The sequence below is a fragment of the Bacteroides mediterraneensis genome (assembly GCF_025993685.1).
Lineage (GTDB): Bacteria > Bacteroidota > Bacteroidia > Bacteroidales > Bacteroidaceae > Phocaeicola > Phocaeicola mediterraneensis_A.
Genome location: NZ_DAJPEN010000001.1, coordinates 3,907,038 through 3,929,919, shown reverse-complemented (window position 1 = coordinate 3,929,919; position 22,882 = coordinate 3,907,038). Strand labels below are relative to the sequence as shown.

The following is a 22,882-nucleotide window of genomic DNA, read 5'->3' as shown; positions in this document are numbered from 1 at the left end:
CGTTATGAGTCACAAGCCGGGTACACTTTTTGACATGCAGTTCATTACCTCCTGCATCAGCACGATGCTCGTGTTGCTGCTCCTGGGCATGGTGGTCTTTTTCGTCATGACGGCCAACAATCTTTCGGTGTACGTGCGTGAGAATATCAACTTCTCGGTCCTCCTCAACGATGACATAAAGGAAACCGAAGCCCTTCATTTCCAGAAACAGCTGGAAGAGGAGCCCTTCGTGAAACAGGCGGTCTACATCTCCAAGGCGCAGGCACTGAAGGAACAGACGGAAGCCATGGGGACCGACCCTGCCGAATTTTTAGGCTACAACCCTTTTACAGCCTCCATTGAAATCAAACTGAATGCGGCGTATGCCAACACAGACAGCCTGAAATGGATACAGGAGAAACTGCTCGACCACAAGCAGGTGATTGAAATCAACTACCCGCAGGACCTGATTGACACCATCAACCGGAATATCCGTAAAATCAGCCTGTTCCTGCTGGGCCTGGCTGCCTTGCTCACCTTGATTTCATTCGCCCTGATTAATAATACCATCCGGCTGACCATCTATTCCAAACGTTTCCTGATTCACACCATGAAACTGGTAGGGGCAAGCTGGGGGTTCATCCGCCGTCCGTTCATTGTCCGGAATATAGGCATCGGTATTCTCGCCGCGGCCATTGCCAATGCGTTGCTGACCAGCATGGCCTATATGCTGGTGAATTATGAACCGGGGCTGCTGGAACTGATTACGCCGGAAGTCATGCTTTACGTCATGGGGACGGTGTTCATCTCCGGCATCCTGATTACGATGCTGTGCGCCTACATTTCCATCAACAAATATTTGCGGATGAAAGCGGGAGAATTATATAGTCTTTAATATCAACTAACTAAATAGATAACGAATCGTTATGGATAAAAAAAGTTTTGCCTTCGATAAAACCAACTTCATCCTGCTGGCAATAGGCATGGTGGTGATTATCCTCGGTTTTATATTGATGAGTGGCCCCGGTTCCACAGAAACCACTTTCGAGCCGGACATTTTCAGCGTACGCCGTATCAAAGTAGCTCCGCTGGTCTGCTTTGTAGGCTTTATCTTCATGATTTATGGCATCTTGCGCAAACCCAAAGACAAAGAAATAACCTCTAAAGAAGAATAAAGACAATGAGTTGGTTTGAAGCCCTGATTTTAGGTATTCTGCAGGGACTGACGGAATACCTGCCTGTAAGTAGCAGCGGACACCTTGCCATCGGTTCGGCACTGTTCGGTATACAAGGAGAAGAAAATCTGACCTTTACGGTCGTGGTACACATTGCCACCGTACTGAGTACGCTGGTCATTCTCTGGAAAGAAATCGACTGGATTTTCCGCGGCTTGTTCAAATGGAAAATGAATGACGAAACCAAATACGTCATCAACATTATCATTTCCATGATTCCCATCGGTATCGTGGGTGTTTTCTTCAAGAACTATGTGGAAGAAATCTTCGGGTCCGGCTTGCTTATCGTGGGATGCATGCTACTGCTGACCGCCATCCTGCTGGCCTTCTCGTATTACGCCAAGCCGCGTCAGAAAGAGAAAATCAGCATGCGCGATGCCTTCATCATCGGTCTGGCCCAAGCTTGTGCCGTGATGCCGGGACTCTCACGCTCCGGAAGTACCATCGCCACCGGACTTATCTTGGGCAACAAGAAAGAAACGCTGGCTCAGTTCTCTTTCCTGATGGTCATTCCACCGATTCTGGGCGAGGCCCTGCTGTCGGGAATGGAAATCGTGAAGAACGCTTCTGCAGCCGATGCAGAAGTCAGCATCGGTGCCCTGATTATCGGTTTCCTGGCCGCTTTCATTTCAGGATGCGTGGCCTGCAAATGGATGATCAGCATCGTCAAGAAAGGAAAGCTCATCTGGTTCGGTGTATATTGTGCCATTGCCGGAATTATCACGATAGCATGCAGCCTGTGGGGTTGATTCCCTGTTTCTTCATACATTAGTATCCAAGAACGAAAAAGATAAGATGAATTTTAAGGAAGGAGAAGTTCTATACTTTGACAAGCCACTGAAATGGACATCCTTTGCAGTGGTCAATAAAATAAGATACCATATCAGCCGAAAGCTGGGAGTAAAGAAAATAAAAGTAGGACATGCCGGAACGCTCGATCCGCTGGCCACCGGGGTGATGATCATCTGTACCGGAAAAGCCACCAAGCGTATCGAGGAGTTTCAATATCACACGAAGGAATACATCGCCACCCTCCAATTAGGAGCCACCACCCCGTCGTTCGACCTGGAAAAGGAGATTGACGCCACTTATCCCACCGAACATATCACCCGGGAAATGGTGGAAGATGTATTGAAAAAATTCATAGGCACCATCGAACAGGTTCCCCCTGCCTTCTCGGCCTGCAAGGTAGACGGGAAGCGCGCCTACGAAATGGCCCGCAACGGGGACGAAGTGGAGCTGAAGCCCAAGATACTGGTCATCGATGAAATCGAATTGCTGGAATACAACCTTCCGGAAATTAAGATACGGGTGGTGTGCAGCAAAGGAACCTATATCCGGGCACTGGCCAGAGACATCGGGGAAGCCTTGCACAGCGGCGCACATCTCACAGGACTAGTCCGCACGCGAGTGGGGAACGTGAGACTGGAAGACTGCATGAAAGTGGAAGATTTTGAGACTTGGCTTGACCAGCAAGAAATAGAAGTTATAAACGATTAAGGAAAGAAAGGAAGAAGATGAAACTGTCACAATTCAAATTCAAGTTGCCGGAAGACAAAATCGCACTTTACCCGGCCAAATACAGAGATGAATCCCGCCTGATGGTAGTTCACAAATCCACCGGAGAAATTGAGCATGTCATTTTCAAGGATATACTGAACTATTTCGACGACAAGGATGTGTTTATCTTTAATGATACCAAAGTCTTTCCCGCCCGTTTGTATGGAAACAAAGAGAAGACGGGAGCCCGCATCGAGGTATTCCTGCTCCGCGAACTGAATGAAGAACTGCGCCTTTGGGACGTGCTGGTAGACCCGGCCCGTAAAATCCGTATCGGCAACAAGCTGTATTTCGGTGACGATGATTCCATGGTGGCCGAGGTGATTGACAACACCACTTCACGCGGACGTACCCTCCGTTTCTTGTACGACGGTCCTCACGATGAATTCAAGAAAGCGCTTTATGCCTTGGGAGAACCCCCATTGCCTCCTTTCATCCATCGTCCGGCCGAACCGGAAGATGAAGAACGTTTCCAGACCATCTACGCCAAAAACGAAGGAGCCGTGACTGTACCGGCTGCCGGACTGCACTTCAGCCGGGAGCTGATGAAACGCATGGAAATCAAGGGAATCGACTTTGCGTTCATCACCATGCATGCCGGACTGGGTAACTTCCGCGACATCGACGTGGAGGACCTGACCAAGCATAAAATGGACTCGGAACAGATGTTTGTCAACGCAGAAGCCTGCCGTATCGTAAACGAGGCGAAAGACAGAGGCAACAAGGTATGCGCCATCGGAACCACCGTGATGCGCACAATTGAAACCGCTGTAGGCACAGACGGACACCTGAAAGAATACGAAGGATGGACCAACAAGTTCATCTTCCCGCCCTACGACTTCTCGGTGGCCAATGCCATGGTGAGCAACTTCCACATGCCGCTTTCTACCATGCTGATGCTGGTGTGCGCCTACGGAGGTTACGAACTGATTATGGAGGCCTACAATGTGGCTTTGAAAGAAGGCTACCGCTTCGGTACCTACGGTGACGCCATGCTGATTCTGGATAAATAAAAAGCAGAAACAATGGCAAAAGTTTATCTGGGACTCGGCACGAATCTGGGCGATAAAGAAGTAAATTTACGTACCGCCATCTATAAACTGCAAGAAAGGATAGGGAAACAAGTTTCCCTATCCTCTTTTTATGAAACCGCTCCCTGGGGGTTTGAATCCGCCCACAGTTTCCTCAATGCGGCGATTTGCCTGGAAACCCGGCTCACTCCTTTGGAAGTGCTGCACGCCACCCAAGAAATCGAGAAGGAGCTTGGAAGAACGGAAAAATCGGCCAACGGTATCTATAGCGACCGTCCGATGGATATTGATATCCTTTTATACGATAATCTCGTCCTCCACACGCCCGAACTTACCATCCCCCATCCCCTGATGACAGAAAGAGACTTCGTGATGAAACCGTTGGTAGAGATTGCGGGGAATGTGATGCATCCTGTACAAAAAAAGACCTTATCTTCTCTTTTACAAAGCCTGATACAGGCTTAAAGGCCACCTCTCAGTAAAGCTATGTTAAAAACATACTGAAATTGTAATTATTCCAATTTATCTCCCTATCTTTGCAAGCGATTAAAAAAGTGGAAAGATTTGAGTAGCTTGCAACCACGGAAAAAAATGCTAAAACACATAGTTAGATTTCCTTGAAGATTACTTCTCTACTCTGTCCGTACACGGATAAACGAAACCATTAACAACTTATTTAATTTACCAAAACAATGGGATACTTATTCACATCCGAATCGGTGTCTGAAGGACACCCCGACAAAGTGGCCGATCAAATTTCGGACGCTGTGCTTGACAAACTGTTGGCTTACGACCCCAGTTCAAAAGTAGCTTGCGAAACGCTGGTAACTACCGGACAGGTGGTGTTGGCAGGAGAAGTGAAAACCAAAGCGTATATCGATTTGCAACGCGTGGCACGCGAAGTGATTAACAAGATAGGCTATACCAAGAGCGAATACATGTTCGAAGGCAACTCTTGCGGTGTATTCTCTGCCATCCACGAACAGAGCCCTGACATCAACCGTGGCGTGGAACGCGAAGACCCAATGAACCAGGGAGCCGGCGACCAGGGTATGATGTTCGGTTATGCAACCAACGAAACAGAGAACTACATGCCGCTATCACTCGATCTGGCGCACAAACTGCTGATGGTGCTGGCTGAAATCCGCCGCGAAGGAAAAGTCATGACTTACCTCCGACCGGACTCAAAGAGCCAAGTAACGATTGAATACGATGATGACCGCCGTCCGGTACGTATCGATACCATCGTAGTGTCTACCCAGCACGATGAGTTCATCCAGCCGGAAAACGATTCCAAGGAAGCGCAACTGAAAGCCGACGAGGAAATGCTGGCTCAAATCCGCAAGGATGTCATCGAAATCCTGATGCCGCGTGTCATCGCTGAAATCCACAATCCGAAGGTGCTGGCCTTGTTCAACGACCAAATCAAATACCATGTGAACCCGACCGGCAAGTTCGTCATCGGTGGTCCGCACGGAGATACCGGCCTGACAGGCCGTAAGATTATCGTGGATACCTACGGAGGTGCCGGTGCGCACGGAGGCGGTGCTTTCTCTGGAAAAGACCCGAGCAAGGTAGACCGCAGTGCGGCGTACGCTGCCCGTCACATCGCCAAGAACCTGGTGGCAGCCGGAGTAGCCGACGAAGTGCTGGTACAGGTGTCTTACGCCATCGGTGTGGCACGCCCTATCAACATCTACGTCAATACGTACGGACGCAGCAAGGTCAACATGACCGACGGAGAGATTGCCAAGAAGGTGGATGAAATCTTCGACATGCGTCCCCGCGCCATCGAAGAGCGCCTGAAACTGCGTAACCCGATTTACAGCGAGACAGCCGCTTACGGACACATGGGCCGTGAACCGAAAATCGTGACCAAACATTTCGAATCGGCTTACGAAGGCAATAAAGACGTGGAAGTGGAACTCTTTACATGGGAGAAACTGGACTACGTGGATAAAGTGAAAGAAGCTTTCGGACTGAAATAATCCGAAATTCTTAAACGACAACGATATCAAGCAGGAAGAAGAGTTCAAGATTTTCTTCCTGCTTTTTTATTTTCATCACCGGCTATTTCAACATATATTGCCGGGGAGTACATCCTACCGCAGCCTTAAAATATTTGCCAAAGAAAGAGGCATTTGCAAAATTCAGGAAATCACCTACCTGCTGGACGGTGTATTCTCCACTCTTCAACAAAGCCTTTGCTTCCAAAATCACATAATCGCGAATCCAATCCGGAGCATGGCGGTCGCTTACCTCCCAAATGACCTGCGAAAGATATTTGGGCGTCAGACAAAGTTTTTCGGCATAGAAACACATATTCCGATGTTCTCTATAATGTGTTTGAACCAACTCCAGAAAGGCCTCAAACAACTTTTCCTGCCTGCTTTCCACTTTACGCACCTGCTGCCGGTCATACTCCAACAACCATTGACATCCATTGTAAAAGAATACTTGCAAATAGCCTGCTATGGCTTCCAGCTTAAATTTATAACCGGGCTGCTCCAGCTTTTTCCGCATCGAATGATAGAGTATCATACACTCTTCCATTTGAGTCGACGAGATGTGTATCAGGGAAGTAGCAGTAAGCAAACGCAGGAAAGCCATACTTAAGGACGATTGTTGCCCTTTCCACAAACGATGACCGGATAAACCAATAATTGCCACCTCAGCCGCTGCACTCACTTCCAGACATTCTCCAATCGTACCTGGAAGCACCACCAGTACATCATTCTCCGACAATACATATTCTTTCAACTGTAGCCTTACTCGCATGGTACCACGCAAACAGAACATCACCAAGGTAAAAGTCAGCTTGAAAGGGTAGGAAGGAGACACAAAATCAGAAACCAGTTCCTTCTCCACATCCATTCCGATGTTATCCAGCAAAACCAGTTCATTTCCATAAATCAGTGTACGCCCTACATCAGGAAGCATCAACAAATGCAGCTCTTTAAAAGGAGAATCTTCTGTCTTCATCTATTTTGCTTTTTATCTCCTTACAAAGATAGTCCTTTAGAACATAAAATAAAGGAGAAAAAGGTTATTTAATCTACTAATCCTACTTTTAGGACATTTTGCAGGCTGATAAGGGTGTAAAGAAGAAAACAAAAAATGTGACCTTTGCATCTAAAGAACTTCTAAATCCATACAGATGAAACAATTATTATTACTTCCCTTCCTTCTCTGGTTGGCCAGTGGATGCACAGAAAAGCCCACGCAAACCTTTATCCGCAGTGTGATGTTGACCACTCCTATCCCGTCTGGAGCAGAGAGCATCAAAAACTTCTCTGGAGTGGTACAAGAGAGCCATAACATCGGACTGGGATTTAAAACCGCAGGACAAATTGAAAAAATATACGTAAAAGAAGGAGATTATGTAAAGAAGGGGCAGTTAATTGCCCAGCTGGACCACACAGACTACCAACTAGGTGTACAGGCTTTGGAAATACAATGCAAGCAACTGGAAGATGAAGTCAAACGGACAGAAGCCTTATATCGCAGCAAAAGTATTTCCATCAACGATTATGAAAAAGCACAGGCCGGACTACAGCAGTTGAAAGTACAATTACAAGTCAACCGTAACAAGCTGGCATATACACGCTTGTATGCTCCTACCGACGGATACATACAAAGCGTCAATTTTGCTCCATCGGAAATGGTAGACGCAGGTACTCCTGTCATCAACCTGCTCGACATGCATTCCATGGAAGTGGAAACCGAACTGCCGGCTGAGGTATATCAGCTTCGCTCCCGCTTCCAGCGTATCACCTGCGAACTTCCTTCCGCAAAAGAAGGAGATATTCCCATGAAAATATCGAGCATCGCCCCCAAAGCAGATGGGAATCAGTTATACCAGCTGAAACTGACCTTTCAGAAGAAGACCGACTCACGGCTCAGTGCAGGCATGAATGTCAATGTACGCATCTACATTGCAGCTACCGACAGTCTTCGTGCTTCTTTTACACTTCCCTTGCATGCCCTCATTCAATCACAGGAAGAGACCTATGTCTGGGTAATGAATACCGACTCTACCGTCAGCAAACGGAAAGTGAACTGCAACGGAATAGATGAAAAAGGCCGTGCCGTCATTACAACCGGACTGAAAGGCGATGAACAAATCATAAAGGCAGGGGTAAATGCCCTGCAGGAAAACGAAAAAGTCCGTGTCATCCATACGGATAGTAAAACCAACGTAGGAGGACTTATCTGATGAAAATAAAACTTACCGAATACTTTATGAAGCGGCCTACCTTGTTCTGGTCGCTCATGACCTTCATTCTGATAGCCGGCGTGCTGGCTTTCTTGCAGATGCCCAAGCTGGAAGACCCGGCTGTCTCCGTCAAACAAGCTATGGTCATCGTACCTTATCCAGGAGCTACCGCTCATGAAGTAGAACTGAAAGTGGCACAAACCATGGAAGACGAACTCCGTGCCCTCCCCAACGTCAAGAAAATCAAATCGGAATGTCAGAACGGAATGGCTACGTTCACCGTAGAATTTCAGATGACCGTCCTTCAAAAAGACTTGGAACAGCACTTCGACCTCCTTCGGCGAAAAGTGAACGACAGCCGTTCCAAATTGCCACAAGACTGCTATGACCCGATTGTCATAGACGACATGATGGATGTGTACGGCATCTTCTATGCTTTTACAGGTGAAGGCTATTCTTATCCGGAACTCTACAAATACGCCAAACTGATACGCCGGGAACTGCTGGGAGTAAAGGGTGTGAAACGTATCCTTATCACGGGCAACCGGGATGAAGTCATTCAAATCACGTTATCGAAAGAGAAGATTGCCCGTAATGGCATTATCCCAACCCAAATCATGATGAGCCTGCAGAATACCGGGAAAACGGTGAACGCAGGCAGTTACCAAAATGAAAGCGACCGGCTGCCATTGCATGTGAGCAGTGCCGTTACCGATGAGAAAGATATCCGTAACCTGCTCATCCGCACCCCGCAGGGGAAAACCATCCGACTGGGAGATATTGCACAAATAGAACGTACTTACAGCAAACCGCAACGAAACGGCTTCTTCGTAGACGGGAAACCGGCCCTGGCCATCTGCCTGACCATGGAAGAAAATGCCATTGTCCCCGATGTGGGAAAAGCTGTTGAAAAACGGCTGGCAGAAATCATGCCACAGATTCCCGCGGGAATGGAAATGGAAAAAATATTCTTCCAGCCCGACAAGGTGGATGAAGCCATCAGCTCCTTTATGGTCAACCTGGTAGAGTCGGTCCTGATTGTCATCCTGATTCTTATCTTCACCATGGGATTCCGCAGCGGCCTCATCATCGGCTTCGGACTGATTCTGACCATCGCTGTCTCCTTCCCCATCCTGTTAATGTGTGGCACTACGCTTCAGCGTATCTCCCTTGGGGCTTTTATCGTGGCCATGGGGATGCTGGTAGACAATGCCATCGTCATCATGGACGGCATCTTGATTGACAAAGCACGCGGGCTAGCCCCAAAGACTTATTTGTACCGCATCGGACAACACACCGCCATGCCTCTGCTGGGAGCTACCCTGATTGCCGTATCGACTTTCCTTGCCGTATATCTTTCTCCCGATTCAGCCGGAGAATATGCCGGCGACCTATTCCTGGTGCTCTGTGTCAGCTTGCTGGCCAGCTGGATACTGGCATTGATCCAAGTACCTGTCTGTGCCAAATCGTGGCTGCCTGTTCGTGAAAAGACAACCCAGCAACCACAGATATACCATTCACCCATCCACCGGTTTATCCGTCGTACCATCAGCTTGCTGGTAGAATACAAAAAGACGACACTGGCTACCTCCTTCATCCTCTTGGCTCTCTGTATATTCGGCATGACGAAGGTAAAAAATCTGTTTTTCCCGGATTTTGACTACAAGCAATTCATTGTAGAATATTTTCTTCCTTCGCAAACCGACCCCGACCGTGTACGAAAAGACCTTTTGGAAATATCGGCCCTGCTTAAGAAAAATCCTGCCATTGAGCGGGTAGCTGCCAGCATGGGAAGTGCACCTGCCCATTACTGCCTGGTGCGTCCCATGACATCAGGAGGCGACTGTTACGGTGAACTGATGGTCGACTGTAAAGATTATGAGACCGTGGTTGCACAAATTCCTGCAATTAGGAAACTTCTGCGCGAACGTTATCCCGACGCGTACATCCGCATCCGGAAATACAATTTTTCCATTGCCTCCTCTCATACAGTGGAAGTCGAGTTTTCAGGTCCGGACCCTGCCATCCTACGGAAACTGAGCCAACAGGCAGAAGATATTATGCGCCGCTGCCCGTACGTAGACCCTTATTCCGTGGGTAACAACTGGAAACCCGAAGGCAAGACCCTGACAGCCGATTATGTACGCGAAGATGCATTAAGGTCGGGTATTGAGCGAAGTGATGTAGGAAATGCCTTGCTGGCCGCTACCGACGGATTACCCGTAGGCGTATTGAACGACCAAGACCAGACCGTACTCATCCATCTGCTGGTACGAAATGCCGACGGAAGCCGGATTACCAACCTGAATGATATTCCCGTATGGAGTACGTTGAACCTACGCATGGACGACAACGAACTGAAAGGTCTGCTGACCGGTTCCACCAAAATGGACGAACTGCAAGACCAGTTGTTCCGTAGTGTACCCCTCGGCAACGTAGCCCGTCAGATTCGGCTGGACTGGGAGGACAACTACATCTATCGTCTCAATGGACAAAGAGCCATCGAAGCGGAATGTGACCCCAATACCGACTTATACGAAGCCACTCCGGCAAAAGTCGTCGCCTCCATTCAGAAAGAAATCGAAGGCATCCCTCTGCCGGACGGTTACAAAATGCGATGGGTAGGCGAAGGTGAATTGCAGGGAGAAGCCATCGGCAATCTGATGAAATACATGCCTGTGACCCTCTTCATCATTCTGGGTATTCTGTTATTACTTTTCAACAGTTGGAAAAAAGTAATACTCATTCTGCTCTGCTTCCCGTTTGTTTTCTGTGGCATCACGCCTGCCCTGTTACTTTTCCGACAGCCCTTTACCTTTATGGCTATCATCGGAATGATGGGACTTATCGGTATGATGGTGAAAAACGCCATTGTACTGGTCGATGAAATCAACCGCTTGCAACAAGAAGAACATCTTCACCCTTATCATGCCGTGGTAGAAGCAACCATTTCACGCGTACGCCCCGTACTGATGGCCTCACTGACCACCATTGTGGGCATGATTCCGCTTGTAAACGACCCAATGTATGGTTCCATGGCCATCACGATTATGGGAGGACTGACCGTAGGTACCCTCATTACTCTCGTGCTGCTTCCTATTTTCTATACCGCTCTGTTCCATATATACAAACCCTATTCCATGTCTAACCCTTCATCCAAACAATTATGAAACGATATATTTTAAGTGGGATACTGTGGCTCGGCTTTCTGACACAGCTCCCTGCACAACACATACTTTCACTCACGCAAGCCGATTGCCGGGAACTGGCCCTGCAACGCAACGAGGAGGTACAGAAAGCCACCAATACCTTACAGCAGGCCGAACTGGACCAGAAGATTGCCTTCAGTTCCTATCTGCCTAAATTCGACGGAATGGTATCGGGTTCCTATATGTTTCCAGATGTCGAAATGACTGGAATGGAACTCCAGATTCACGGCATGTACCTGGCTGGCATCAGTGTGACCCAGCCGTTATATGCCGGAGGGAAAATCCGGGCTGGAAACAAACTGGCCAAGATTGGTCGGGAGAGTGCCGCTGAAAGCAGAAGAAAGACACGCATGGAAGTCATTGCGGAAGCAGACAAGGCCTACTGGAACTACATTGCTGTCCAGCAAAAGGTACGCATGCTGGAAGCGTATCGCACACAGATGGATACTCTATACCAACAGGTAGAAACAGCTGTAAAAGCAGGCATGGGCACAGACAATGAACTGTTGCGCATCACCGCCAAACGAAGCGAAATCAACTATCAACTGCAAAAAGCCCAAAACGGGAACGAGCTGTGCCGGTTGGCCCTGTGCCATGTGTTGGGTGAACCGTTGGAAACACAGATTCTCCCCACAGACACCCTCATCCAAGTCACGCCTCCCGAACAATTGGACGAGGGAATTGACTCTCGCCCTGAGTTCAAATTGCTGAAACAGCAGATTGCCGCCCAGGAACAGCAAGTGAAAATGGCCAGAGGGAATATTCTGCCGCAAATAGGACTCTCTGCCGGATATGCCTACTACGGAAACATCAAGCTGAAAGGGATGACAGCCGACCCGCAAGGAAACTACATACCTTTTACGCAAAAAATGGATGACGGAATCGGACTGGTCATGGCTTCAGTAAGCATCCCGCTCTTCCATTGGGGAGAAGGACTGAGAAAGGTCAAGAAAGCCAAGCTGGACCTGCAAAATGCCCAACTGGACCTACAACAAAATTCACGTCTGCTCACCATCGAGGTACGACAGGCCATCCAGAACCTGACCAACGGATATAACCTGGTACAAACTGCCGCACTCGGTTCCAAGCAAGCCCTGGAAAGCCTGCGAGTGATGCGTAACCGCTACACCCACGGCCTCAGCACCCTGACCGACCTGCTGGAAGCACAGTCCCAATGGCAACAGGCTGAAAGCAACCGTATCGAAGCACTGACGCAATACAAAATTTATGAAACAGAATACAAGCGGTGCACGGGACGTTTGGAGGAATAGCTTTTACCTATAATATTGACAATTACAGACGATGCCAGGCATTGCATATAATTGTTTAATCTCTATCTTTGCAAAAATTATTCTCCTTTGCAATGAACGACATTAAAAATATATGCGTGTACAGCGCCTCCAGCACAAAAATTGACCCCATCTATTTCGAAGCAGCCGAACAACTGGGAAAGATTCTGGCCCAGAAACACATCAACCTCATCAACGGAGCCGGATGCCTGGGGCTCATGTGCCGCATCAGCGACGCCACATTGGCTGCCGGAGGTACCGTGACGGGCGTCATCCCCCATTTCATGGTGGAACAGGGCTGGCACCACAAAGGGCTGACCCAACTGATTGAGACAAAAGACATGCACGAACGCAAACAACTCATGGCCGACATGTCCGATGGCGTCATCGCCCTTCCCGGAGGATGCGGCACCTTGGAGGAACTGCTCGAAATCATCACCTGGAAGCAGCTCGGACTGTACCTGAAACCCATTGTCATCCTCAATATCAACCATTTTTATGATCCGCTGCTCCAAATGCTCCAGCAGGCCATCGACCAACATTTCATGCGACAGGAACATAAAAACATCTGGCATGTGGCAGAAACTCCGGAAGAAGCCGTGAATTTAGTGTACACCATTCCTCATTGGAGCAAAGAAATTCGTAAATTTGCGGCAATATGAACGAAGTCAGCCACATAGGTTTTTCACAGATTCAGGAACTTTACGAACAGCACGTAAAGGAAATAGACGATACGCTGCTGCATAGCAAAAAAGCGAAGTGCAGTACGGGTATGCCTGGAGAGCCACTTCCTTATCAGCTACGCACCGATTTACCCATTACTTGTGTGGTCTTCCTATGCTTCTTTCTGATTATTTATGCCCTGAAAAACGGGAAAAAATACCTTCACCAACACCTGAAAGGCTTTTTCCGACACAAAGAACGGGCCGGTCTGTTTGACGAAACATCCAGTTTCGACATCCGCTATCCCCTCACATTAGGGAGTATCAGCTGTATATCGGCCAGCCTGTTCATCTATGATTTCTTCTCCAAGACCGAACAGGTGTTGTATCAGACCGTTCCCCACTATGTCATATTGTGCGTGTACATATTCTGTCTGCTTCTGACCATTGGGGCAAAGACTCTCTTGTCTCAATTTGTCAACTGGATTTTCTTCGACAAAGAGCGAAACAGGACTTGGATTGCCGCCTATTTTGACCTGCTTTCCGGAGCTTCTCTCATCTTGTTTCCATTAGCTTTGCTGGTCATTTACTTTAATCTCGACTTTAATTTTTCCAAAACATTCGTACTCTTTGTAGTAATTTGTTTCAAAATATTGTTATTTTATAAATGCATTAGAAACTTTTTCAATCATTTTCATGGCATTTTACATTTAATTCTGTACTTTTGCAGCCTCGAAATTATCCCTCTCCTTTTCTTCTGGAAAGGACTGGCATATATAAACCACATTTTGATTTTAAATTTTTAGTAACGTTGAAAATAAAGAAAGTCCTCGTTTCTCAGCCTAAACCGACGACAGAAAAGTCTCCCTATTTTGACATTGCTGAGAAGTACGGAGTGAAGATAGATTTTCGCCCGTTCATCAAAGTAGAAAGTTTGTCGGCTAAAGAATTCAGACAGCAGAAGGTTTCTATTCTAGACCATACAGCCGTTGTATTCACTTCACGTCATGCTATCGACCATTTCTTTAGTCTTTGCACAGAGTTGCGTGTAACGATTCCGGAAACGATGAAATATTTCTGTACTTCGGAAACCATCGCATTGTATATCCAGAAATATGTGCAATATCGCAAACGGAAAGTATTCTTCGGAGCCACAGGTAAATTTGCCGACCTGCTTCCACTTATTGTCAAGCATAACACAGAAAAATACCTCATCCCGATGTCGGATGTACACAACGATGAGATTAAAGATTTGCTCGACAAAAACCACATCCAGCATACGGAAGCCGTCATGTATCGTACCGTGAGCAACGACTTTACGCCCGGTGAAGAGTTCAACTATGACATGCTGATTTTCTTCAGTCCGGCAGGTATCCAGTCGCTGATGAAGAACTTCCCGAACTTCGAACAGAAGGACATTGCCATCGGAAGTTTCGGTCCGACCACTGCCAAGGCGGTCAAGGACGCAGGTTTACGCCTCGATCTGGAAGCTCCTTCCAGCACTGCTCCTTCCATGCCGGCTGCACTGGATATGTTTATCCGCGAACACAACAAATAAGAAATACCTCTGACCAACAAAGCGAAGCAATAAAAGCATTACTTCGCTTTGTTACTTTTTAGTACCGTGTCTATGACTGATTCTCAAAAACCCACTTTGCCAAAGGTAGAACGGCTGAATAGCCGGATACTGATAGAGAAACTCTTTACAGGAGGCAGCAAGTCGCTTCCTGCTTTCCCTCTGCGTATCGTCTACATGCCGGTTGAAGGAGAAAATCTGCCCATAGCCACCATCCTGATCAGTGTGCCCAAAAAACGGTTCAAACGGGCCGTGAAACGTAACCGCGTGAAACGTCAGATACGCGAAGCCTACCGCAAGCATAAGCAAATCCTGATTGAGCCGCTGAAGAACTCGCACAAAAAAGTGGCTCTTGCCTTTATCTGGCTGGACAACGAACTCCATGACTCCGCTGAAGTAGAAGCTAAGGTCGTCAAACTGTTACAACTTACCGCAGAACGTCTGGCATGAGAAAGATTCTGACTTTTCTGCTTTTGCTTCCCATCTATTTTTACCGGAACTGCATCTCCCCCTTCACGCCTCCTTCCTGCCGCTTCACCCCCACCTGTTCACAGTATGCCATTGAAGCCATCAAGAAGCACGGCCCCCTGAAAGGATTGTATCTGGCCATACGGCGTATTCTCCGCTGCCATCCCTGGGGAGGCTCCGGATACGATCCGGTCCCCTAATCTTCTGCTTTATGGTTGAGACTCCTTTTTTCGACGCACACACCCATCACTTGACATCCGACGCACAGACCACCTCCATTCTCAGCTGCAGCATGATGGAATCGGCCTCTGTGATTTTCCAACAAGCCAAGTACCTCTCTGTCAGCCTCCATCCCTGGTACCTGTCCGCAGAGAACCTTCCATTACAAACAAACTGGATGGAACACTGCCTTTCGTCCGACCCACGGATAGTAGCCGTGGGAGAAGCAGGACTTGACAAGCTGTGCGATGTTCCTCTTCCGCTGCAACAGGAAGCTTTTCAGGCAGCCATTGCATTATCCGAAAAGTACCGTTTCCCCTTACTTATTCATGCTGTCAAGGCTACAACAGAACTTCTGGCATTCCAAAAGAAACACCGTCCTGCGCAACCCTGGATTATCCACGGATTCAGAGGAAAGAAAGAACTGGCTGAAGACTTGCTCCGGCATGGATTTTATCTCTCCTTCGGAAAGAAATACCAGGAAAAAGCCTTGTCTGCCGTACCGGTAGAAAGATTGCTGCTGGAAAGCGATGAAGAAAACATCGATTTCCAGAGCTTCTATTCCGAAGTCGCCTCCGTGCGTGGAACGACTGTAGAAAGCCTCATCAAAGCCCTCAACGAAAATGCTAACCGTCTCTTTTTTAACCGCTAAAAATTGGTTATTCAGAGAAAGTGTCGTACTTTTGCTTCAATTATTAAATAAATATGTTAAACTAAGAATTTCATTCGATGAATTTTGTAGATGAACTAAGATGGCGTGGAATGATACATACCATGATGCCAGGAACAGAAGAACTGCTGAAGAAGGAAATGGTAACGGCTTACCTGGGTATTGACCCTACAGCCGACTCGTTGCATATCGGTCACCTGTGTGGCGTGATGATGTTGCGTCATTTCCAACGCTGCGGCCACAAGCCGTTGGCACTGGTAGGTGGTGCCACTGGTATGATTGGAGACCCTTCAGGCAAGTCGCAGGAACGTAACTTGCTGGACGAGGAAACCCTGCGCCACAATCAGGAGTGTATCAAGAAGCAGTTGGGCAAATTCCTCGATTTTGAATCGGATGCCCCGAACCGTGCAGAACTGGTAAACAACTACGACTGGATGAAAGACTTCTCTTTCCTGGATTTCGCCCGCACCGTAGGAAAACACATCACCGTGAACTACATGATGGCAAAGGAATCCGTACAGAAACGTCTGAACGGAGAAGCCCGCGACGGTCTTTCTTTCACAGAATTTACTTACCAGCTGTTACAAGGATACGATTTCCTGCATCTGTATGAAACCAAGAACTGCAAGCTGCAGCTGGGTGGCTCCGACCAGTGGGGAAACATCACCACAGGTGCCGAACTGATCCGCCGTACCAACGGAGGAGAAGTGTTTGCCCTGACTTGCCCGCTGATTACAAAAGCCGACGGCGGCAAATTCGGAAAGACCGAATCGGGAAACATCTGGCTGGATCCCCGTTATACTTCTCCTTACAAGTTCTATCAGTTCTGGCTGAACGTAAGCGACGAAGATGCCAAACGCTATATCAAGATTTTCACTTCCCTGAGCAAGGAAGAAATCGAAGGCCTGATTGCCGAACACGAACAAGCTCCTGAAGCACGCGTGCTCCAGAAACGTCTGGCCAAGGAAGTGACCATCATGGTTCACTCGGAAGCCGACTACAATGCGGCAGTGGAAGCCTCTGGCATCCTGTTTGGAAAAGCCACTTCCGAAGCCCTGAAGAGACTGGACGAAGATACCCTGCTCTCTGTATTTGAAGGGGTTCCTCAATTCGAGGTATCCAAGACGGATATCGAAGCCGGTATCAAGGCGGTAGATTTGTTTACCGAAAAAGCGGCCATCTTCCCGTCAAAAGGTGAAATGCGTAAGCTGGTTCAAGGCGGTGGCGTTTCTCTGAACAAAGAAAAACTGGCTGCTTTCGACCAGGAAATCACCGCAGCCGACCTGCTGGATGAAAAATACCTGCTCGTACAGCGCGGAAAGAAAAACTATTATCTGGTAATCGCCAAATAAATTCTTTCAGAAAAAGATAACGAAAGGCTGTCTCACTTCAATTGGGGGCAGCCTTTCTTGTGTCTTGAAGTCTGCCAGTACTTTCAGGTCAGTACTGCAGTACTCCCTAAGCAGTACTTTAGTACTTTCAAGGAAGTACTGGAGTATTGCCAAGGGAGTACTGGCATGAGATAAAATTACCTCGGGAATAAAGGTCAGAAAACAAAAAATACCGGCTGACTCATTGTGAATCAACCGGCATTTTTGTAAGTCCGGAAAGACAGTTCTCCCGGAAATTTCAGTCCTTATTTCTTCGCATCCAGCTCTTTCAGCAGCTCGTCTACTGCCGCCTTCAACTGCGTATCTTCTCCTTTCACAATGGTTTCGGGCGCGTTCAGCACATAAATGTCCGGCTCCAGTTCCTTATTTTCCAGGTAACTGCCGTCCGGCAGACGGTAACCGATGACTGGAATACCGTAAATCAAATCCGGATCTTGCATCCGTACCCAGTTCACACTCGTCATCGTACCCGGAACCGGTGCGCCTACCAGCTTGCCGATTCCTTGGTGCTTGTATACCCACGGCGTGCCGTGTGCATTCGAATAGTTGGCCTCGCACTGCAACATGATGGAAGGCTTGTTCCAGCGACGGCTCGGCATGTCGCAGGCTTCCCGGCCGCGGATGACCTGCGTCAGGTATTTGTGTCCGCTGAACAACACTTCGATGTCTTCATGCAGACGGCCTCCTCCGTTGAAACGCGTATCAATCACGATACCTTCCCGGTTATTGTATTTACCCAGGATATTCGAATAGATGGTACGGAAACTGCCGTCGTCCATAGATTCGATATGTACGTATCCCAGGCGACCGTTCGACCATTTGTCCACATCTGCCGCACGCTGTTTCACCCAACGCTCATACAACAGGCCACTCAAGGCTCCGCCGCTGATGGGTTTCACTACTTCATCCCAACGGGCTTTCGACTGGGGATCGTAGAACGAAACCAAGACCTTCTTGCCAGCCTTTCCATTCAGCAACGCCGCAAAATCCCCCTCGGCCGGCTGTCCGTCAATCTTCTCAATCACCACACCCGGTTTCACCTGTGTCGTCTTCCGGTCGAACGGGCCTTTTTCCACCACTTCGTCCACCTTCATGCCTTTGCCCGTGTAACTCCAGTCATACAGTAATCCCAGACTGGCGGTAGCTTCCTTGGCTCCCGGACGGTAACGGCCTCCCGTGTGCGATACATTCAGTTCGCCCAGCAGTTCGCTCAGCATTTCCGCATAATCATATTTGTTGTTGATATGCGGCAAGAAACGACGGTAATTGGCCGTCATGGCCTTCCAGTCTACTCCGTGCATCTTCACGTCATAAAAACGTTTCTGCTCCTCACGACACATGTTATCGTACATGTAAGCCCGTTCAGCAGCCAAGTCCATCTTCACATCCGCGCGATAAGAAATCGGCTTCAGCTTCTCCCCGCTCATGTCCATCTTCTGCATGGAACCTGAACCCAGCACGAACAGATTCTTTCCGTCTTTGTCCATCTCCATGTCGGCCCATCCGGAACCCATCTTGTGCAACAGTTTCGTTTCCCGCTTGCGCAAATCCAGTTTCCACATGTCGAAGCCCCGTTCGAAAGCCGACAGATAATACAAGCTCTCTCCGTCCTTGGACAGAATGGCCGAAGCAATGCTCGATGAATTCGGTGTCAGACGCACGATACGGTCCTGAATGCCCTCCAGTTCCACTACGATGTCTTTCACCTTGGCAGCCTCATCTTTCTTGTCTTTATCCTCTTTTTTATCTTCCTTCTTTCCGTCTTTCTTTTCCGCAGCCTTCTCCTGTTCTTTTTCCAGTTCCTTCTGCAACTCGTAATCTTCCTTGCTCATGCGGTACTTGTCGTAGGCATCCTGGTTCACAAAAACCATCATCACGTCGTCCAGTGAACCCCAGGAAGCATGGTTACGCATTCCGTAACGCTCGGTGGTGAACAGGATGGCATTGCCGTCCATGGTCCATTTCGGCGAACCGCTGGTGTAACCACTGTTGGTCAGGTTCACGAGTTTTCCTTTTCCGTCGGCACTGACTAAAGCGATGTCGGTATACGGATCGTGCTTGTTGCCGATGAACTCCAGCGTAAACCATTTGCCATCGGGCGACCAGGCATAATGGAATCCCCCGCTCAGTTCATACCACGTACTTCCGTCAGTAATCTCACGCACCTTGTTCGTTTCGAGGTTCAACACCTTCAGGCGGATACGGTCTTCAATGAAAGCCACCTCCTTGCCATCGGGCGAGAACTTAGGATACATCCGTTCCACGGTCTTGGAAGGCAACAGCACCTCTTCCTTAATCAAAGTGGCATTCGGGAAATTCAAATCCTCTTTCCGTTCAATTTCCGCCTTGTAAAGCTGCCAGTTTCCTTCCCGCTCACTGGCATATACCAGCGTACGGTTGTCTGCTCCGAAAGACAGTCCCTCTTCCGCTTCCGGCGTATGCGTAATCTGCTTGGTCGTACCATATTCCACAGAGGTCACGAACACCTCTCCGCGCACAATGAAAGCCACCTGCTTGCCGTCTGGCGAAACCACCGCTTCCGAAGCACCTCTCGTATAGGTCAACGTCACCGGAATATCCTCATCGTCGCGTGTCAGTGAAACAGCTACTTTTGCCGGTTTTCCACCTTGAGCCTGTGTATAAATTTCTCCATTATACGTATAGCACAGCGTACCGTCGCTTCCCAAAGAAAGGAAACGCACCGGATGTGTGGAGAAAGAAGTCAGCGGCTTCACCTGGTCCGGGTTATCCAGCGGGAACGAATACACATTAAACGAACCTTTGTTGCGCTCACTCAGGAAGAACACTTCCTTGCCATCGGCCGACAATACCGGGTTACGGTCTTCTCCCGCCCGTTTGGTCAGGTTGGTATGCTTGCCCGAAGTCATGTCGTACATCCAGATATCCCTTGTGATGGAAGAAGTGTGATGCTTGCGCCATTCATCCTCAAACCCTTTCCGGTCCTGATACAGGAACTTATCGCCCGCTGCATTGAAGCAAACCATTTCGGCAGGCGTACCCAAAATCTGTTCCGTCTTTCCCCCTTCTGCCGGTACCTTATACAATTCCGTCATGGCAGAAGTCGGAAACAACGCACTGCTGGCCGGGTCCTGAATGCTGGCCGAGAACACAATGTACTTTCCGTCTGGTGTGAAAGCAGAAGGAATTTCCGAAGCCGAGTTAGTGGTCAGTCTGCGAGCCGAACCTCCGTTGGCCGACATCACAAACACATCCGTATTTCCAAAACGGTCGCTGGCAAAGGCAATCTGCTTGCCATCGGGCGACCACACCGGAGACGACTCGTAGGAATCCTGGGTAGTCAGCTGTACCGCCTCACCCCCTTTGGAAGCTACCTTATAGATGTCTCCCTTGTAACAAAACAAAATTTCTTTTCCGTCTGGGGAGATTCGCACGTCACGCATCCACAACGGGGTAACCGCCATGGCACAAGTCACTGTGCTTCCCAGCACCAATGCAGACAATAGTTTCTTCATCATAATCAAATGGTTTTGAAAACAAAGATAAGGATTCCCCACAGAAACGGAAAAAAAGTCAGAATTTATTTGGAAAGTATTCCTAAAAACATTTATCTTTGCAACGTTTTCTGAGGAAAACAGCATAAAGTTTGGACTATGGTGTAATGGCAGCACAACAGGTTTTGGTTCTGTTTGTCCAGGTTCGAATCCTGGTAGTCCAACTAGAAAAATGAGGCCGTCTCAAAATAAACCTTGAGATGGCCTCTGTCGTTTCATATCAGATTGAAGTCGTTTGGATTTTTCCTCAAAAAGGAATTTACAAGTTTCCTTCTACAGATTTCACGTTTTACACCGTTTTTCCCTCGTCAGAAGCCTCCTAAGAGGCTACTTTTGCAAGATTATGCGCTATGGCCAGCAGGCCAAACTCAATTTCCACCTTTTTCAGCCCACGAAGATGGAACCTCTTGAAGTGCTTGTTGTTCTTGAGGTTTCCAAATACGGCTTCCACATCCTGCGGCCGCTGGCTCCGGTATTTAAGACCTTCCGCAGAGAGGAGTTTCTTACGTTCCCTTTCCTTGATTTTTCTCAGCCGATGATTCACTTGCACAATCCTTTCCGACCGGCTTCTGTGACACCGGCATCTTAACGGGCAGCCCTTGCAGTTCCGTGCCCTGTACCTTGAGATGGTCTGTACAAAACCGTTGTCTGTCGTCCGCTTTACATCGGAGAGTCTTTCCATCCTCTGTCCCATCGGACAGTACATGCCGTCGGTTTCTTCATTATAATAGAAGTTGGCAGACAGGAACGGGTCATTCCTGAAGCTCCTTTTCTGTTCCTTGTGGAAATAGTTGTACTTTATGAAGGTTTCGATGCCGTGCCTGAAGGCGTACAGGTAGTTCTCCTCACTTCCGTACCCGGCGTCACAGACGGACACGTCAGGATATCTGCCGTACAGGGAATGGAAGTCTTCCATGTGCAGGGGATAGGTGGAGGTGTCACCGGCACACTGGTGGAGGGTATAGTTCAGGATGAACTGTCTGTTGGTACTGACCTGCGGGTTGTATCCGGGCTTGAGCTGCCCGTTCCTCATGTGGTCCTCCTTCATCCGCATGAACGTGGCGTCGGGGTCTGTCTTGGAGTAGCTGTTGCGCCCGTCGAGAATCTTTCCCTGGGATTCGTATTTCTTCAGCTGTTCGGGCCATGCCTTCCTCACGCGCCGGACCTTGGCCTTCACTTTCCGGTCCGCATCCGTTCCCTCCAGAGCTTCATGTATCTGTTCCAGCGCCCTTTCCACCTTCTCGGGGGTGATGTCCTGGTAAGTGACGGGAGCGGAGTCGCGCAGCTCCTGCTTGGTGACGGACTCGGCGTACCGCCATATCTCCTCAAGCTGTTCCGCAATTCTGGAGATGCGGGTGTGGATGGACTTGCCCCAGACGAACGTATAACGGTTGGCGTTCGCCTCCATCTTCGTCCCGTCGGTGCAGGCCACGTCCAGACTTACAAAGCCCTCCGCCACGAGGAACTTCACGATGGTGGCGAAGACGGTCTTGAGTACATCCTTCAGCCGGCTGCTGCGAAAACGGTTGATGGTGTTGTGGTCAGGCGTCCTGGTACCGGTCAGCCACATGAAGCGGATGTCATTGCGGCAGAACTCCTCAATGCGGCGGCTGGAATAGATATTGCGCAGATAGGCATATACCAGAATCTGCAGCATCATGCGGGGATGGTAGGCCGGACAGCCTTTGACGGAGTACTTGCGGTAAAGTTCTTCCAGGCTGATCTGTTCAATGATACGGTGAACAACCCGGACCGGATCGTTCTGGGGAATAAAATCGCCTAAACACGGAGGTAAAAGCAGATTATCGTTGGAGGTATAGTTTTTAAACATTATCTTTGGGATA

General features: G+C 48.6%; 20 protein-coding genes and 1 tRNA gene. 18 read left to right on the top strand and 3 right to left on the bottom strand.

Annotated elements, in window-relative coordinates; genetic code table 11:
* Positions 1–4: 4 nt before the first annotated feature.
* The 7 genes from OIM59_RS16740 to metK all read left to right on the top strand — a co-directional run bounded on the left by OIM59_RS16740 (position 5) and on the right by metK (position 5,793).
* Positions 5–874: an ABC transporter permease gene (locus tag OIM59_RS16740; RefSeq protein ID WP_072543677.1), complete on the top strand. Its 870-nt coding sequence runs from the start codon at positions 5–7 to the stop codon at positions 872–874.
* A gap of 31 nt (positions 875–905) precedes the next feature.
* Positions 906–1,154 (top strand): DUF3098 domain-containing protein, encoded by a 249-nt coding sequence (locus OIM59_RS16735; RefSeq protein ID WP_072543676.1) that lies wholly within the window; start codon positions 906–908, stop codon positions 1,152–1,154.
* 5 nt (positions 1,155–1,159) lie between these two features.
* Positions 1,160–1,963 carry an undecaprenyl-diphosphate phosphatase gene (locus OIM59_RS16730; RefSeq protein ID WP_303897802.1) on the top strand — a complete coding sequence of 268 codons (804 nt, stop codon included), beginning with the start codon at positions 1,160–1,162 and terminating at the stop codon, positions 1,961–1,963.
* Between the two features lie 46 nt (positions 1,964–2,009).
* Positions 2,010–2,714, top strand: a complete 705-nt coding sequence (gene truB / locus OIM59_RS16725; protein ID WP_072543674.1) for a tRNA pseudouridine(55) synthase TruB — start codon at positions 2,010–2,012, stop codon at positions 2,712–2,714.
* Positions 2,715–2,731: 17 nt separating this feature from the next.
* On the top strand, positions 2,732–3,787 hold the full coding sequence (queA, locus tag OIM59_RS16720; RefSeq protein ID WP_072543673.1) for a tRNA preQ1(34) S-adenosylmethionine ribosyltransferase-isomerase QueA: 1,056 nt from the start codon (positions 2,732–2,734) through the stop codon (positions 3,785–3,787).
* A gap of 12 nt (positions 3,788–3,799) precedes the next feature.
* Positions 3,800–4,270, top strand: coding sequence for a 2-amino-4-hydroxy-6-hydroxymethyldihydropteridine diphosphokinase (folK, locus tag OIM59_RS16715; RefSeq protein ID WP_299167965.1), 471 nt, complete (start codon positions 3,800–3,802; stop codon positions 4,268–4,270).
* A gap of 227 nt (positions 4,271–4,497) precedes the next feature.
* Complete coding sequence (metK, locus tag OIM59_RS16710; protein WP_204475543.1) at positions 4,498–5,793, top strand: methionine adenosyltransferase; 1,296 nt, start codon at positions 4,498–4,500, stop codon at positions 5,791–5,793.
* Positions 5,794–5,875: 82 nt separating this feature from the next.
* Here the strand turns inward: metK and OIM59_RS16705 are convergent, their stop codons facing one another.
* Positions 5,876–6,787, bottom strand: coding sequence for a helix-turn-helix domain-containing protein (locus OIM59_RS16705; protein ID WP_299167959.1), 912 nt, complete (start codon positions 6,785–6,787; stop codon positions 5,876–5,878).
* Between the two features lie 175 nt (positions 6,788–6,962).
* Here OIM59_RS16705 and OIM59_RS16700 point away from each other — a divergent pair, with 175 nt between their 5' ends.
* The 10 genes from OIM59_RS16700 to tyrS all read left to right on the top strand — a co-directional run bounded on the left by OIM59_RS16700 (position 6,963) and on the right by tyrS (position 17,466).
* The gene (locus tag OIM59_RS16700; protein ID WP_299167957.1) at positions 6,963–8,021 is read left to right on the top strand and encodes an efflux RND transporter periplasmic adaptor subunit; all 1,059 of its coding nucleotides are present in this window, start codon (positions 6,963–6,965) and stop codon (positions 8,019–8,021) included.
* Positions 8,021–11,191: an efflux RND transporter permease subunit gene (locus OIM59_RS16695; RefSeq protein ID WP_303897798.1), complete on the top strand. Its 3,171-nt coding sequence runs from the start codon at positions 8,021–8,023 to the stop codon at positions 11,189–11,191. Before OIM59_RS16700 ends, OIM59_RS16695 begins: the two co-directional genes overlap by 1 nt.
* Positions 11,188–12,501: a TolC family protein gene (locus tag OIM59_RS16690; protein ID WP_303897796.1), complete on the top strand. Its 1,314-nt coding sequence runs from the start codon at positions 11,188–11,190 to the stop codon at positions 12,499–12,501. The genes OIM59_RS16695 and OIM59_RS16690 overlap by 4 nt, the downstream gene beginning before the upstream one ends.
* A gap of 92 nt (positions 12,502–12,593) precedes the next feature.
* Positions 12,594–13,181, top strand: a complete 588-nt coding sequence (locus OIM59_RS16685) for a TIGR00730 family Rossman fold protein (RefSeq protein WP_303897794.1) — start codon at positions 12,594–12,596, stop codon at positions 13,179–13,181.
* Positions 13,178–13,987 (top strand): DUF4271 domain-containing protein, encoded by an 810-nt coding sequence (locus tag OIM59_RS16680; RefSeq protein ID WP_299167945.1) that lies wholly within the window; start codon positions 13,178–13,180, stop codon positions 13,985–13,987. The genes OIM59_RS16685 and OIM59_RS16680 overlap by 4 nt, the downstream gene beginning before the upstream one ends.
* A 5-nt stretch (positions 13,988–13,992) precedes the next feature.
* The gene (locus OIM59_RS16675; protein ID WP_072543666.1) at positions 13,993–14,739 is read left to right on the top strand and encodes a uroporphyrinogen-III synthase; all 747 of its coding nucleotides are present in this window, start codon (positions 13,993–13,995) and stop codon (positions 14,737–14,739) included.
* A 72-nt stretch (positions 14,740–14,811) separates the two neighbouring features.
* Entirely contained in the window at positions 14,812–15,207 is a 396-nt protein-coding gene (locus tag OIM59_RS16670; protein WP_299167937.1) for a ribonuclease P protein component, read from the top strand.
* On the top strand, positions 15,204–15,425 hold the full coding sequence (yidD, locus tag OIM59_RS16665) for a membrane protein insertion efficiency factor YidD (protein WP_022353779.1): 222 nt from the start codon (positions 15,204–15,206) through the stop codon (positions 15,423–15,425). Before OIM59_RS16670 ends, yidD begins: the two co-directional genes overlap by 4 nt.
* An 11-nt stretch (positions 15,426–15,436) precedes the next feature.
* Positions 15,437–16,096, top strand: coding sequence for a TatD family hydrolase (locus tag OIM59_RS16660; RefSeq protein ID WP_299167935.1), 660 nt, complete (start codon positions 15,437–15,439; stop codon positions 16,094–16,096).
* Between the two features lie 77 nt (positions 16,097–16,173).
* Complete coding sequence (gene tyrS, locus OIM59_RS16655; protein WP_022353781.1) at positions 16,174–17,466, top strand: tyrosine--tRNA ligase; 1,293 nt, start codon at positions 16,174–16,176, stop codon at positions 17,464–17,466.
* A gap of 284 nt (positions 17,467–17,750) precedes the next feature.
* On the opposite strand, the gene OIM59_RS16650 is transcribed toward tyrS, so the two are convergent.
* On the bottom strand, positions 17,751–20,999 hold the full coding sequence (locus tag OIM59_RS16650; protein WP_303898280.1) for a S41 family peptidase: 3,249 nt from the start codon (positions 20,997–20,999) through the stop codon (positions 17,751–17,753).
* Between the two features lie 132 nt (positions 21,000–21,131).
* Here OIM59_RS16650 and OIM59_RS16645 point away from each other — a divergent pair.
* Positions 21,132–21,202 (top strand) — tRNA-Gln (locus tag OIM59_RS16645).
* 155 nt (positions 21,203–21,357) lie between these two features.
* On the opposite strand, the gene OIM59_RS16640 is transcribed toward OIM59_RS16645, so the two are convergent.
* Complete coding sequence (locus tag OIM59_RS16640; protein ID WP_303896458.1) at positions 21,358–22,869, bottom strand: IS1182 family transposase; 1,512 nt, start codon at positions 22,867–22,869, stop codon at positions 21,358–21,360.
* Between the last annotated feature and the right edge of the window lie 13 nt (positions 22,870–22,882).